The organism is Thermaerobacter nagasakiensis, from assembly GCF_055396825.1.
Window position 1 is genome coordinate 2,080,962 of record NZ_AP043740.1, and the last position, 13,399, is coordinate 2,094,360.

Sequence of the window (13,399 nt, forward strand, 5' to 3'; positions counted from 1 at the left end):
CGCCCCGGATCCCGGGGCTCCGTCGCCCGCCACTTGCCGGAGCCGGTTGCCACCGGACACCGGCGGGCGGCCGCTCCGAACCCCCGCGCAGGGGGTCCTCCCGCCGGACTCCCCCGATCCTCGCGGCGGTCTCCCACCCCCGTCCCGGACGGGGCCTCCGGCAGGAATCGGGTGGCCGCGACGGTCTCCGCCCCGGCTACCGCCACGGCTGCATCCACCAGTTGAAGAGGAGCAAAGCCGGCAGCAGGCTGTCGATCCGGTCCAGCATGCCGCCGTGCCCCGGCAGCAGCGCTCCCGAGTCCTTCAGGCCAGCCCGCCGCTTCCAGTAGGATTCGAAGAGGTCACCCGCCTGGCCTGCGGCGGCCACGGCCGCGGCCGCCGGCACCAGGCCGGCGGGGTCCACGTCCAGAAGGCCGGCCAGGGCGATGGCCACCAGCAGACCGGCCGCCAGGCCACCCGCTGCCCCCTCCCAGGTCTTGCCGGGGGAGATGCGCGGCGCCATGCGGTGGCGGCCCACCGCCCGGCCGACGAAGAAGGCGGCGATGTCCTGGACCCACAGGATCACCAGCGGCACCAGCAACCAGGCCACCCCCGCCCGGCGCAGCCAGAGGGCATGGGCCAGGGGCACCCCAACCCAGAGGGTGACGGCCGCTGCCAGCAGGGCGGCCCGGGCTGAGGCGGCAAAGACGGAGCCGCCCTGCCCGGGATTCCCCATCCCCGGCAGGCCCCCGCCGGGCCCCGGCCTGGTCCCGCCGGACCCAGGTCCCGCGCGGTGGAACCCGGCGGTCATGGCGGCCGCCAGGGCGGCCGCCATGACCGCCCCAGCCCCGCCCGCTGCCATGGCGGCCACAGCCGGACCGGACAGCAGGGCCAGGCTTACGCTCGGCAGGGCCCCGCCCAGGGCACAGGCACCGCGCACCGCCGCGGCCGGCCGGGCAGCCCGGTGGCGGGCCGGCGGCCACCGCTCCGCCGGTGCGGCCCGCCGCCCGCCGGTCGTCCCTGCCGCCAGCAGGCCCGCGGCCTCCCAGCCCGCCAGCAGGCCCACCACGGCCAGCAGGGCAGCCAGGGCCGGCCCGCCCCGGGCGACGGCCCACAGCACCGGCGGCAACAGCAGGACGGCGGTGACGACCCGCGCCTTCAGCATGGAGCGGCTGCGCCCCCGCCGCTTGCGGGCCGGGAACCCCCACCGCTTCCCGGCCGGGAGCTCCCGCCCCTCGCCGCCCGGCTGCCGGCGCCGGCGCCGGCCGACACGGCGCCGTCACCGTTGCCCGCTGCGGGGCGGCCGGCCTGCAGCACCGCACCGTCCCCACCGGGCACCGCCCGCTCCCCGGCAGCCGCGTCCGGCCCCGCCGCCGGGCCCGCTGCCCGCTGCGGCGCCGCGGGGCCAGCCGGGCCCGCCGCCGGACCTGCCCCCTGCGGCCCCGCAGCGTCCGCCGTACCTGCCGCGCCGGGCGCCGCCGGCCGGCCGGAGGAATGCTCCCCCTCGCCGGCCAGGTCACCGGCCAGGCCGGGCTGCGCCCCGCCCCGGGTCCGGGCGTCCGCCCCGGGACCCAGGCCCCCGAAGCGCCGCTCCCGCCGCGCGAAGTCCTCGATGGCCTCCACCAGGTGCACGGGGCGGAAATCGGGCCAGGCCACGGGGGTGAACCAGAGCTCGCTGTAGGCGATCTGCCAGAGCAGGAAGTTGGAGATGCGCCACTCGCCGCTGGGCCGGATCAAGAGGTCGGGGTCGGGCAGGTCCGCCGTTTGCAGGTGGGCCGCCAGGACCGTCTCGTCGATGGCCGCAGGATCGATCTCGCCCCGGGCGGCGCGCTCGGCCACCAGCCGGGCAGCCCGGGCCAGCTCCCAGCGGGCGCCGTAGTTGAGGGCCAGCACCAGCACCATGCGGCGGTTGTGGCGGGTGGTCTCCACCGCCCGCAAGACCTCCCGCCGCGGCAGCGCCGGCAGCCCCGCGGGGTCGCCGATCACCCGGATCTGCACGCCGTTGCGGTGAAGCTCGTTGAGGTCCCGGCGGATGTGCTCCACCAGGAGGCCCATCAGGGCGCGGACCTCGGCCGGCGGCCGCCGCCAGTTCTCCGTGGAGAAGGCGTAGAGGGTCAGGACCTCCAGGCCGATGTCCCCGGCGAAGCGCACGATCTCCCGCACGCTCTCGACTCCGGCCCGGTGGCCGGCCACCCGCGGCCAGCCCCGGCGCTGGGCCCAGCGACCGTTGCCGTCCATGATGATGGCCACGTGCCGCGGCATCCGGCCCAGCGCCCGCACCCGGTCGATCCGGCGGTGCAGTTCCACCTCCTCCGGCCGGGGCGCTGCCCGGCCTTGCCGCTCAACGGGATCGGTCACCGGCTCCCTCTCCTTCTCTCCCGGCTGCGTCCCGCCCGGTCCCGCTCCCTTGCTCTGCGGCCCTCGCCCCGCCCCGACCGGAGCGCGGCGCCCCGGGGCCGGTGCCGGCTCCACCCGGCCGCGGGGCGGCCGTCTCCGCGGGGCCCGCCTTGACCGGGCCTGGGCCCCCGTCCACTCTGGCGGCACCCGCCCCGCCGGGCGCACCGGCTTCCGGCGAACCCCCGCTGGGCGGCCCCCAGCTCCCGGCGGCCGCCTGGCCCAGGGCGGCCTCCAGGTCCGCCCGCGGCAGGGGCGGGAGGGGAAAGGCCGCCACCAGGAGGCGCACCTGGCCGGGCGCCTCGCCCGCCTCCGCCCGCACCACCCGCCACAGGGTCAGCCGCGGGCCCACCTGGCGGGCCCGGCGCCGGGCCGGTTCCTCCGGCGCGGCGGTCACCGTGACGGTAACGGAAAGACCTGCCCCTGCCAGGCGCCGGCGCGCTTCCGCCAGGGGCAGGCCCACCAGGTCCTGCAACGGCGTCACACCTCGCGGATCTCCTTCTCCTTGGCGGCCAGCAGCTGGTCGATGCGGGCGATGATCCGGTCCGTCAGCTCCTGCACCTTTTCCTGGGCGCGGCGGATCTCGTCCTCGGAAACGCCCTCGTCCTCCAGGTCCTTGAGGTCCTCATTGGCCTGGCGGCGCAGGTTGCGCACGGCCACCCGCTCTTCCTCCGCCATCTTGCGTACCCGCTTGACCAGCTCGTTGCGGGTTTCCTCCGTCAGCGGCGGCAGCACGATGCGGATGACCTGGCCGTCGCTGGAGGGGTTCACCCCCAGGTCCGACTTGGCGATGGCCCGCTCGATCTCGCCCATCACACCCTTGTCCCAGGGCTGGACCACCAGCATCCGCGGCTCCGGTGCGGTGATGGTGGCCAGCTGGTGGATGGGCATCGGCGTGCCGTAGTAGTCGACCCGGATCTTCTCCAGCAGGGCCGGCGTCGCCCGGCCCGCCCGGACCCCGGCCAGTTCCCGGCGGAAGTTCTCCACCCGCGCCTCCATCCGTTCCCGGGTCTCCCGGAGGATGTCCTCGATCACCGGGGCTCCCCCCTGACGTATGTACCGATGTTCTCGCCCAGAACGGCCCGGCGCACGTTGCCCGGGACGCTGAGATCAAACACCCGGATGGGGATGTTGTTCTCCATGCACAGGGACGTGGCCGTCGAATCCATCACCCGCAGGCCGCGGTTGAGCATCTCCAGGTAGTCGATCTCGTCGATCTTGCGCGCGTTGGGGTCGAGGCGCGGGTCCGCGTCGTAGATGCCGTCTTCCTTGGTCGCCTTGAAGAAGATCTCCGCCTCGATCTCGGCGGCCCGCAGCGCCGCCGTGGTATCGGTGGAGAAGTACGGGTTCCCCGTCCCGGCGGCGAAGATCACCACCCGCCCCTTCTCCAAGTGGCGGATGGCCCGCCGCCGGATGTAGGGCTCGGCCACCTCCTTCATCTCGATGGCCGTCTGGACCCGGGTGTCGACACCGTGCTTCTCCAGCGCGTCCTGCAGCGCCAGGGCATTGATCACCGTGGCCAGCATCCCCATGTAGTCGGAGGTGGCCCGGTCGATGCCCTTGGCGCTGCCCTGTACGCCGCGCCAGATGTTGCCACCGCCCACCACGATGGCCACCTGCACGCCCAGGTCGACCACTTCCCGCACCTGGCGGGCGATGGAGTCGACGACATCGGGGTCGATGCCGAACCCGCCGCCGGCCAGCATCTCACCTGACAGCTTCAGCATGATCCGCCGATAGCGGGGGCGCGGCATGCCGTTGTCCGGCCGGCTGTCCGGGCGGCCCTCCGGGCGGCCCTCCCCGCGGGCCTGGACCGGCCCGGCCGCGCCGCTCCCCGCCGGGCGGGATGGCTGTCCCTCGGTCTGGCTGCGCTCCACGGCTCCCCGACCTTTCTCCCACCGCCGCCGGGCCACCCGGAACGGGACGAGCCCGCCGGGCAGGCCGGCCCGCCTCAGGCGCCGCCCAGCTCGAAGCGGACGAACCGCCGCACCCGGATGTTCTCACCCAGCTTGGCGATCGCCTGCTTGATCAGGTCCCCCACGGTGATGGAGTCGTCGCGGATGTAGGGCTGCTCCTCCAGGCAGACCTGGCTGAAGAACTTGTCCAGCCGCCCCTCGACGATCTTGTCGACGATGTGGGCCGGCTTGCCCTCGGCCTCGGCCTGGCGGCGCAAAACCTCCCGCTCCTGCTCCACCACCTCGGCCGGCACGTCGTCGCGCCGCACGTACTGGGGCGCCGTGGCCGCCACCTGCATGGCCAGCTCGTGGACCAGTTGCCGGAAGTCGTCGGTGGCCGCCACGAAGTCCGTCTCGCAGTTCACCTCGATCAGCACGCCGATGCGGCCCTGGCCGTGGATGTAGGCGTGGACCAGGCCTTCCGCCGTCTCCCGGCCGGCCTTCTTGGCGGCGGCCGCCATCCCCCACTCGCGCAGCAGCTGGGCCGCCTTGTCCAGATCACCGCCCGCCTCTTCCAGGGCCTTCTTGCAGTCCATCATGCCGGCGCCGGTGCGCGCCCGCAGTTCCGCCACCTGCTTTGCGCTGACCGCCATGGATGGCCTCCTTCCTCCCCTGCTCCCCTGCCGGGCGGGGGGCCGGAACCGGGGCACAGCCGTGGCGGCGTGCCTCCGCCGGTTCCGGCCCGCCGGTTCCTCCGGCCGGGTCCGCTTGCCTCACGAGCCGTGAGCGCCCTGCTGCCGGCCGGCGCAACCCGTCCCGTCGCCGTGCCGGCCCGGCCCCACCGGGACCCCGCCGCCGGCGGCAGGCCCGGGGTGGCCGGCCGCCCGGGGTCAGGCCTCGACCACCTGGACGCCCTGCTTGCCCTCCAGCACCGCGTCGGCGATCTTGCCCGTGATCAGCCGGACGGCGCGGATGGCGTCGTCGTTGCCGGGGATCACGTAGTCGACCTCTTCGGGATCGCAGTTGGTGTCCACGATGGCCACCACGGGGATGCCCAGCTTGCGCGCCTCGGAGACGGCGATCTTCTCCTTGCGGGGGTCGACCACGTAGACGGCGTCGGGCAGGTCCTTCATGCCCTTGATACCGCCCAGGTACTTCTCCAGCTTCTCCTTCTCCCGCAACAGGCGCGCCACTTCCTTCTTGGGCAGCCGGTCGAAGTGGCCCTCGGCCTCCATCTGCTCCAGCTCCGCCAGCCGGTCGATGCGGGTGCGGATGGTGGCGAAGTTGGTCAGGGTGCCGCCCAGCCAGCGCTCGTTGATGTAGAACTCGCCGCAGCGCGTGGCCTCCTCGGCGATGGCCTCGCGCGCCTGCTTCTTCGTCCCCACAAAAAGAATGCGGCCGCCCTGGGCGACCAGCTCGCGGACGAAGTGGTACGCCTCGTCCAGGAGGCGCACCGTCTTCTGCAGATCGATGATGTAGATCCCGTTGCGCTCCATGAAGATGTAGGGGCGCATCTTGGGATTCCACCGGCGGGTCTGATGGCCGAAGTGCACACCCGCTTCCAGCAGTTGCTTCATGGCCACGACCGGCACCGGCCTCACCTCCTCGCGGTTGGTTCCTCCGCCCCCCTCGCCGGAGTGCGGAACCGGCGCGCCGCTGCGCCGCCAGCCGGCACCGCCGCACCCCTCCGGGGGCGTGTGATGTGCCTGCCACCGGTTCACCGGCCTCCCGGTGCGGTCCACCAGCCCCGGCAGGCACTGCGGGGCTGCTGCCGCCACGGCGGTGTCCGGGCGCAAGCCGTTCGGTAGTATATCACAGGGTTTCCGGTGCGCCAACGAAGGGGCTAGCGCAGGGGCTGGGGACCGCCGGCGGGCGCCGCCGCCCCGACCATCAGGGCGGGCGTCCCGCCCTGCGGGGTGGAACCGGGGGCGAGTGACCAGGACCAGGAGGACCACGGCCGGGAGGCCGGCGGGGCAGGCGACGCCTCCCGGACCCGGGTGTCGCCTGGGGACCGGCGGCCGGCGGGAGCCGCGGGCTCCGCCCCACCGTAGGCCGGCGGCGGGGAGCCGGTGTTCAGGCGGATGTAAACGGGGATGGCCAGGGGCAGCCGGTTCACCGGACGAACGGGCACCGGCTGCTGGGCCAGGCGGGTCGCCAGGCCGTCCACCAGCTGGCGCCCCAGCTGGCGGCTCCACGGCCCGGACCAGGCGGCCAGCTGCTGCGGATCCAGCTGGGCGCCGAGCTGCCGGCGCAGCTCCTCCTCCAGGTGGCGCTCCAGGGCGGCCGCCGCTTCAGGCGGCAGCTCCAGCCGCACCCCGTAGACGATGATGCCGGCCTCCCGCAGCCGGGAAGCCAGCTGGGCGGCGATGGCGGCAGGCAGCTGCTCCTTGAGGGGGTTCATCACGGCCGGCAGCTGGCGGCGGACGGCCTCCTGCACCGCCGCCTCGGCCGCTGCGGCCAGGGGCCCGGCTTCCACCTCCACCGTCAGGCCCCGGCGTACCAGGTGCTGGATCCCGGCCGCCGTCACCAGGGCGGCCACCAGCAGGCCGCAGGTGAAGCCCAGCCAGAAGCCGCGCATCCCCTCACCCCCTGCCTGGCATAGTATGCCAGCCTTGTCCCGGCCTATGCGGCCGGCCCAGGCAGGTCGACCCGGCCGGGAGGGCCCGGTGGCCGGCGACGGGCAGGGAACGGGCGGCGGGGGCAGGGTCGTGGAGGCCCGCCCCGGCTCGGGATCACACCGTGCGATCCAGCTTCAGGCCCTTCCGTGGAAGATCCTCGGGCACCGGGCGCTTCCCCCGGGCCGCTGCGGGCGCCGGAGCTCCTCCGCCGGCGGCCGCCGGCTCGGCCCTGGCGCCGGGCACCGGACCGGTGGGAGCCGGGATGGCCGCCCCGCCCTCGGCTCCGCCCGGAGCCTCCCCCTCGTCCGGGTCCGGGGCCGGCCGGCCCCTGCCGCCGGACCGCCGGCCATTCCCCCGGTGACCCGTTCCCGAGCGCCCGCCCCCACCCTCCCCGGGACGCCGGGGCCGGCCACCGGCGCCGGCCGCCCCGGAGCCGCCGGATCCGGGTTCGTGCCCGGCCCGCCCTGCCGCCTCCCCGGCGCCGGCCCCGCTCACCTGGCGGCGCCGCCGGGCCTCGTCCAGGGTTGCGGCAAAGCGCTGGGCCTGTTCCTCCCCGCGTCCGGCCTCGGCCGGCTGGCGCTGCAGCCGCTGGGCCTCGGCCGCCGACTGGATGGCGTGGGGCCCGTCCAGCCCGCCGATGCTCACCCCATCACCCCCCGTCCCCGCCCAGGCGGGCCCGCAAGCGCAGGATGGCCCGGGTGTGCAGCTGGGAAACCCGTGACGGGCTGACCCCCATGACCTCGGCGATCTCCTTGACGGTCAAGCCTTCATAATAGTAAAGGGTGATCACCAGCCGCTCCCGCTCGGGCAGGACCGCCAGGGCCTGGGCCAGGCGCTGGCGCAGGTCGGCCAGGGTGGCGGCCGCCAAGGGGTCGGCCGCCCCGGGATCGGCCAGCCGGTCCAGCACCGCCGCCGGGTCGTCGGACTCGCTGCGCAGCACGTCGTCCAGGGAGATCACGGTGGTGCGGGCCAGGTCCTTGAGGAGCTCGCCGAATTCATCAGGTGTCAGCCCCAGTTCCGCCGCCACCTCGGCATCCTCGGCAGGCCGGCCCAGCCGGTTCTCCAGCCGCCGGTAGCAGGCCTCTACCTCCCGGGCCCGCCGGCGCAGGCCCTGGGGTACCCAGTCCATGGCCCGCAGGCCGTCCAGCATGGCGCCGCGGATCCGGGTGTAGGCGTAGGTTTCGAACTTCACCCCCCGGGAAGGGTCGTAGCGCTTGATGGCCTCCATCAGGCCGAAGATGCCGTAGCTGATGAGATCGTCCAGCTCCACCTGGGGGGGCAGGTGGACGACCAACCGCCCCGCCAGGTAGCGGACCAGAGGCAGGTGCTCCCGGATCAGGGCTTCCCAGCTCTCGGGATCCGCCGCCGTCCGGTACCGCCGCCACAGTTCCGCCCGCTCCTGCCGCTGTTTCAACTCCGCGGACACCCTGCTCCCCCCTCCGGCTTCCTCCCCCGGCCGGTCCGGGCCCCGGGCCGCTCCGGCGCCGGGGCTCAGCCCAGCACCCGGCGCCGCCGGGCCTGCTCCGCCAGGATGAACCCGGCGATCCGGTCCTGCACCCGCGGGTCGATCTCCACAAACTCCAGGCCCACCACCGGCCCGTCGCCGGGTTCCACCCGCACGACCCGGGCCGTGGCCTGGGCGGCCCAGCCGGGGAAGGCCAGGTCGACCCGCACCAGTTCGCCCGGGGGCACGGGCCGGGACAGCTGGGCCCGGCAACCGCCGCCGCTGACGTCCAGGGTCCGGCCTTCCACGACCTGGGCCGGATCGCCGCGCCGCTCGATGCGCACCGGGAGGCGCAGGTCGATCCGGACCCACTGCCGCCGCTGCACCCGCTCTACCCGCCGGGGCCAGGCCACCACCAGCTCCGGCTCCGGTTCCACCCGGGCGCCGGCCACGGCGCTGACGAAGCCGAAGAGGCCCCGGGCCGCCTCCCGGTCCTGGGGGTCCCGGTACACCACCTTGACCGCCTGGCCGGGCCGGGGCAGCACCCAGCGCTGCCGGGCCATGGGCAGGGCCAGGACCAGCCCCTCCGCCGCCGTCCCCAGGACGTGGGTGCGGTAGGGCCCCAGACCGTGGCCCGGCGGCGCTTCGCCGACGAAGGTCACCTCCACCGGATGGTTGGTCTCCAGCGGCAAAGGCTCCACCCGGTCCATCCCACTCCCCCCACTCCTTGCCCCGCCTCGCCGTCCGGCAGCACCGGCCCGGGCTAGCCCGCGACCGGCCCGCCGGCGGCTTCCCGGCCGGGAGGCGCCCCGCGGCCCGGCCAGAGCCGGGCCAGGTAGGCCAGCAAGCCTCCGGCGGCGGGCGGAGGGCACCCCAGCAGGTGGCGGGCCATGGCTTCCACAGCGCGGGCAGCAGGACTGTGGGGCGCCGCCAGCAGGAGGGGCACCTGCCGCTGCACGGCCTCCCGCACCCGGGGATCATGAGGCACCAGGCCGAGCAGGTGCGGCTCTACGCCCAAGAACCGCCGGCACACGCTGGCCAGCCGGGCGAAGGCCGCCTGCCCCTCCGCCGCCCGCTGCACCTGGTTGACGGCTACCCAGAGGCGGGGCGGGAGACCCTGCCCCCCGGCCGCCACCAGCTTGATCACGGCGTAGGCGTCGGCCAGGGCGGTGGGCTCGGGCGTGGTCACCACCAAAAGCTCCCGCGCCGCCAGCAGCTGGGGCCGCACGGGACCTCCCACCCCCGCACCGCCGTCGATCACCACCAGGTCCCAGCGGCGGCCCGCCAGCTGGCCCAGCACATGCCGCCACCGCAGCCCGTCCACCGGCGGCAGCTCGCCCAGCCCGTGGCCCCCTGCCAGGAGGTCGACGCCCCCGGGGCCGCCCACCACCGCCTGCTCCAGGGTGCACCGGCCCGCCAGCACGTCGCCCAGGTGCAGGGGTGCCGACACCCCGGCCAGGATCTCCGCATTGCCCAGGCCCACGTCGGCGTCCAGGAGCAGCACCCTCCGTTCCAGCCGGCGGGCGGCGATGGCCAGGTTGAGGCTGAGGTTGCTCTTGCCGACCCCACCCTTGCCGCTGGCCACCAGTACCGCCCGCGCTTGTTCAGCCGGCCCCGGTGCCGCTGAAGCCATGGCCTGACCCTCCCCCTGTCCCCGCCACCTGTCCTGGGCGGGCGCCCAGCCACGACGCCAGAACCTGTTGGGTGCCGGGCAAGAGGTCGTCGGGCACCCGCTGCCCGCAGCCCACCAGGGCCAGGGGCAGGCCCCAGCGGGCGGCCCGGCTCAGCGCGGCGGCCGGGTCGAGGCACTCGTCCAGCTTGGTCAGCACCAGATCCGTTGCCCCCAGCTGCCGCCCCACTGCCACCAGTGCGGCCGCCTCGGCCGGTGCCAGCGTGGCCGGCAGGACCAGCAGCACCCGCCAGGGGCGCACCGCCGACAGCAGGGTGGCCAGCTCGGCGGCCACCTCGGGCAGGAGCAGGTTGCGCCCGGCCGTATCCACCAGCGCCAGCGGGCCGCCCCCCGCTCCCCCGGACGGAAGAACGGGCTGGGCCCTGGGGCCGGCCGGACCACGGTCCCCCGCGTGCGGCTCCGGCGCCTCGTCCCCGGCCGTGGTCCCGGCGATGCCGCGGCTCGCCGCCACCACCGGCGCTGCCGCCGCCCGGGCGAGTCCGCCGCCGGGTTCCTCCCAGGGCAGGCCCGCAACCCAGGCCGCCGCCTCGCCGGGGGAGTAGGCCACAGCCAGCGGCAAGCCCAAGAGCTCGGCGTAGGCCGCCAGGGAGCGGGTGGCTCCCAGACGGTAGGTGTCGGCCGCCAGCAGGGCCACGTCCCGGCCCTCGTCCAGCACGGCCCGGGCAGCCAGCTTGGCGACGGTGGTGGTCTTGCCGGCTCCCGTGGGTCCCAGGACGGCGACCACTCCCGCCAGGGGCCGCCCCGCGGGAGGGAACCGCAAGGGCCCGACCGCCGAGGCTGGCGGCCCGTCACGAAGGGGCGCGGGCCCCTGGGCGGCATGCACCGCCTGCGGCCGTCTGGCCCCTTCCAGCTGCGCCGTCCCGGCTACCGGCTCCGGCCTTGGTCCTTGGACGGCCCTGGGGTGGCCGGCGGGGGCCGGCGCCCCGCCTGGGGGAGGCACCAGGGGCCCCTCCCCTACCGCCACGTCGATGCGGAGGCCACCAGGCGGCACGGGGCTGTCGCCCACCGCGGCCTGTGGGACCGGGGAACGGGCCGGGACCGGGGCCCGGGCCGGAGCCGAAGCCAGGGCCGGGCCGGACGAGCCGGCACCCGTGGGTGCCTCCCGCCCGGACCCTGGATCCGGCCCGTCCCAGGCGGCGGTCACCTCCACCCAGCGCCGGCCCCGCCCCAGCCACGCCCAGATCCCCCGCCCCCGGACGGACCGGGACTGCAGGATCACGGCGTCGCGCCCCATTTCGGCCCGCACCTGCTCAAGGGCCGTGCGCATGTCGGGAGCCCGGAAGCGCTTGATCTTCACGGCCGGATCACCCCCACCGTCTCCACCTGGAGATGGGGCACCAGCTCGTTATAGGAGACCACCACCAGCTGGGGTACCGCCGCCTCCAGCATGCGGTAGAGGTGCAGGCGGATGACGGGGGCGCACAGCACCACCGGTTCGACCCCCTGGGCGGCCACCCGCCGGACCTCGGCCTGGGCCGCCCGCAGCAACCGTCCCAGCCAGTCGGCGGGCACGGCGGGATGGGTGCCGCCGGGTGCCTGCTGCAGGGCCTCCCGGATCACCTGCTCGGCGGCGGGGTCCAGGGCCAGGACCCGCAGCCGGCCGTCCCGCACCGGCAGGGACTCGGAGATCTGGGCCGCCAGGCGGTGCCGGACGAACTCCGTCAGGAGGTCGGTGTCCCGGGTGGCGGGCGCCTGGTCGGCCAGGGCCTCGCCGATGGTGACCAGGTCGCGGATGGCCACGCCCTCCCGCAGCAGGTTCTGCAGGACCTTCTGGATCTCGCCCAGGCTCAGGTGCTGCTGCAGCTCGTCCACCAGGGCCGGGGCCACTTGGCGCAGCCCGTCCAGCAGCTGGCGGGTGTCCTGCCGGGTGAGCAGCCGGTAGGCGTTCTGCCGCAAGAGCTCCGACAGGTGGGTGGCCAGCACCGAGGCCGGGTCGACCACCGTGTAACCCGCCAGCTCGGCCCGCTGGCGGTTTTCGGCCGCCACCCACAGGGCCGGCAGGCCAAAGGCCGGCTCGGTGGTCTCGATGCCCTCCACCGTTTCCGTTTCCAGCCCCGTGGCCATGGCCAGGTAGTGGTCGGGCAGCAGCCGGCCCCGCCCCACCTCGGCCCCCCGCAGGCGGATGACATAGGTGTGGCTTTCCAGCAGCACGTTGTCCCGGACCCGCACCAGGGGCACCACCACGCCCAGCTCCTGGGCCATCTGCCGGCGGATGGCGGCGATGCGGGCCAGGAGGTCGCCGCCCCGGGCCTCGTCCGCCAGGGCCAGAAGACCGTAGCCCAGCTCGATTTCGATGGGGTCGACGGGCACGGCGGTGACGGGCTCCGGCTCCGCCCGGGCGGCCGCTGCTTCCGCTCGCGCCCGGGCGGCCTCCTCCTCCGCCTGGCGACGGGCCTGGAGCTGCAGCCCCCGGGCCCCGGCGGCGGCGATGCCGGCCAGGACGAAGAAGGGCACCCTGGGCAGCCCCGGCACCAGCCCCAGCAGCACCAGGAAGACGGCCGCCACGGCCAGCACCCGGGGATTGGAGAACACCTGGCGGCGCAGCTCGCCCCCCAGGTGGTCGTCCCCTGCCGCCCGGGTCACCACGATGCCGGTGGCGGTCGAGAGGAGGAGGGCGGGGATCTGGGAGACCAGCCCGTCGCCCACCGTCAGCAGGGAGTAGACCTGCAAGGCCTCGGCCGCCGGCCGGCCGTCCCGCAGGACGCCGATCAGCACGCCCCCCACCAGGTTGATCACGGTGATGATGAGCCCGGCGATGGCGTCGCCCTTGACGAACTTGCTGGCACCGTCCATGGCGCCGTAGAAGTCCGCCTCCCGGGCCACCTGCTGCCGGCGGCGGCGGGCCTCCTGCTCGTCGATCAGACCCGCCGACAGGTCGGCGTCGATGCTCATCTGCTTGCCCGGCAGGGCATCCAGGGTGAACCGGGCCGCCACCTCCGCCACCCGCTCGGCCCCGCGGGTGATGACGACGAACTGGATCACCACCAGGATGAGGAAGACCACCAGGCCGACCACCAGGTCGCCTCCCACCACGAAGTGCCCGAACTGGCGGATGATGGCCCCCGCGTCGCCCTGCAGCAGGATGAGCCGCGTGGACGAGACGTTCAGCGCCAGGCGGAAGAGGGTGGCCAGGAGCAGCAACGACGGGAAGACGGCGATCTCCAGCGGCTCCTGGGTGTACATGGTCATCAGGAGGACCACCAGGGCAAAGGTCAGGTTGGCCGCGATCAGCAGATCCAGCAGCGCCGTGGGCAGGGGCACCACCATCATCACCACGATGGTGACCACCAGTCCCGCCACCACCGCGTCGGCGGAACCGGCCAGCCACTGCCCGGCGGCCGCCAGGCCTCCTGCCCTGCCCGTCAAAGGGCGGGCCATC

At 75.2% G+C, this 13,399-nt stretch carries 14 protein-coding genes; all 14 read right to left on the reverse strand.

Annotated elements, in window-relative coordinates:
* Nucleotides 1–196 precede the first annotated feature (196 nt).
* A complete protein-coding gene (locus tag ACZ5T9_RS08865) occupies nucleotides 197–1,144 on the reverse strand; it encodes a phosphatidate cytidylyltransferase (RefSeq protein WP_464832683.1) in 948 nt (315 codons plus the stop codon).
* A complete protein-coding gene (locus tag ACZ5T9_RS08870) occupies nucleotides 1,138–2,337 on the reverse strand; it encodes an isoprenyl transferase (protein WP_464832684.1) in 1,200 nt (399 codons plus the stop codon). The genes ACZ5T9_RS08865 and ACZ5T9_RS08870 overlap by 7 nt, the downstream gene beginning before the upstream one ends.
* Nucleotides 2,321–2,857 carry a PASTA domain-containing protein gene (locus tag ACZ5T9_RS08875; RefSeq protein ID WP_464832685.1) on the reverse strand — a complete coding sequence of 179 codons (537 nt, stop codon included), beginning with the start codon at nucleotides 2,855–2,857 and terminating at the stop codon, nucleotides 2,321–2,323. The genes ACZ5T9_RS08870 and ACZ5T9_RS08875 overlap by 17 nt, the downstream gene beginning before the upstream one ends.
* Nucleotides 2,854–3,408 (reverse strand): ribosome recycling factor, encoded by a 555-nt coding sequence (gene frr, locus ACZ5T9_RS08880; protein WP_464832686.1) that lies wholly within the window; start codon nucleotides 3,406–3,408, stop codon nucleotides 2,854–2,856. The genes ACZ5T9_RS08875 and frr overlap by 4 nt, the downstream gene beginning before the upstream one ends.
* Nucleotides 3,405–4,127, reverse strand: a complete 723-nt coding sequence (gene pyrH / locus ACZ5T9_RS08885; RefSeq protein WP_464834425.1) for a UMP kinase — start codon at nucleotides 4,125–4,127, stop codon at nucleotides 3,405–3,407. The genes frr and pyrH overlap by 4 nt, the downstream gene beginning before the upstream one ends.
* Nucleotides 4,128–4,324: 197 nt before the next feature.
* Complete coding sequence (gene tsf, locus ACZ5T9_RS08890) at nucleotides 4,325–4,921, reverse strand: translation elongation factor Ts (RefSeq protein ID WP_006904948.1); 597 nt, start codon at nucleotides 4,919–4,921, stop codon at nucleotides 4,325–4,327.
* A gap of 237 nt (nucleotides 4,922–5,158) precedes the next feature.
* Nucleotides 5,159–5,860 (reverse strand): 30S ribosomal protein S2, encoded by a 702-nt coding sequence (gene rpsB / locus ACZ5T9_RS08895; RefSeq protein WP_006904949.1) that lies wholly within the window; start codon nucleotides 5,858–5,860, stop codon nucleotides 5,159–5,161.
* 251 nt (nucleotides 5,861–6,111) lie between these two features.
* Entirely contained in the window at nucleotides 6,112–6,846 is a 735-nt protein-coding gene (locus ACZ5T9_RS08900; protein ID WP_006904950.1) for a hypothetical protein, read from the reverse strand.
* A 154-nt stretch (nucleotides 6,847–7,000) separates the two neighbouring features.
* Nucleotides 7,001–7,531, reverse strand: a complete 531-nt coding sequence (locus ACZ5T9_RS08905; RefSeq protein WP_006904951.1) for a hypothetical protein — start codon at nucleotides 7,529–7,531, stop codon at nucleotides 7,001–7,003.
* Between the two features lie 4 nt (nucleotides 7,532–7,535).
* Complete coding sequence (locus ACZ5T9_RS08910) at nucleotides 7,536–8,312, reverse strand: FliA/WhiG family RNA polymerase sigma factor (RefSeq protein ID WP_006904952.1); 777 nt, start codon at nucleotides 8,310–8,312, stop codon at nucleotides 7,536–7,538.
* Between the two features lie 65 nt (nucleotides 8,313–8,377).
* On the reverse strand, nucleotides 8,378–9,040 hold the full coding sequence (locus ACZ5T9_RS08915; RefSeq protein WP_464832687.1) for a flagellar brake protein: 663 nt from the start codon (nucleotides 9,038–9,040) through the stop codon (nucleotides 8,378–8,380).
* A 53-nt stretch (nucleotides 9,041–9,093) separates the two neighbouring features.
* Nucleotides 9,094–9,963, reverse strand: a complete 870-nt coding sequence (locus ACZ5T9_RS08920) for a MinD/ParA family protein (protein WP_464832688.1) — start codon at nucleotides 9,961–9,963, stop codon at nucleotides 9,094–9,096.
* A complete protein-coding gene (locus tag ACZ5T9_RS08925) occupies nucleotides 9,935–11,317 on the reverse strand; it encodes a flagellar biosynthesis protein FlhF (protein ID WP_464832689.1) in 1,383 nt (460 codons plus the stop codon). Before ACZ5T9_RS08925 ends, ACZ5T9_RS08920 begins: the two co-directional genes overlap by 29 nt.
* Complete coding sequence (flhA, locus tag ACZ5T9_RS08930) at nucleotides 11,314–13,398, reverse strand: flagellar biosynthesis protein FlhA (protein ID WP_464832691.1); 2,085 nt, start codon at nucleotides 13,396–13,398, stop codon at nucleotides 11,314–11,316. Before flhA ends, ACZ5T9_RS08925 begins: the two co-directional genes overlap by 4 nt.
* Nucleotide 13,399 lies beyond the last annotated feature (1 nt).

Bases quoted from the DNA above. Each gene is read 5' to 3' on its own strand.
- ACZ5T9_RS08865 (WP_464832683.1), bottom strand. From the start codon at position 1,144: ATGCTGAAGGCGCGGGTCGTCACCGCCGTCCTGCTGTTGCCGCCGGTG.
- pyrH (WP_464834425.1), bottom strand. From the start codon at position 4,127: ATGCCGCGCCCCCGCTATCGGCGGATCATGCTGAAGCTGTCAGGTGAG.
- tsf (WP_006904948.1), bottom strand. From the start codon at position 4,921: ATGGCGGTCAGCGCAAAGCAGGTGGCGGAACTGCGGGCGCGCACCGGC.
- ACZ5T9_RS08900 (WP_006904950.1), bottom strand. From the start codon at position 6,846: ATGCGCGGCTTCTGGCTGGGCTTCACCTGCGGCCTGCTGGTGGCCGCC.
- ACZ5T9_RS08915 (WP_464832687.1), bottom strand. From the start codon at position 9,040: ATGGACCGGGTGGAGCCTTTGCCGCTGGAGACCAACCATCCGGTGGAG.
- ACZ5T9_RS08920 (WP_464832688.1), bottom strand. From the start codon at position 9,963: ATGGCTTCAGCGGCACCGGGGCCGGCTGAACAAGCGCGGGCGGTACTG.
- flhA (WP_464832691.1), bottom strand. From the start codon at position 13,398: ATGGCCCGCCCTTTGACGGGCAGGGCAGGAGGCCTGGCGGCCGCCGGG.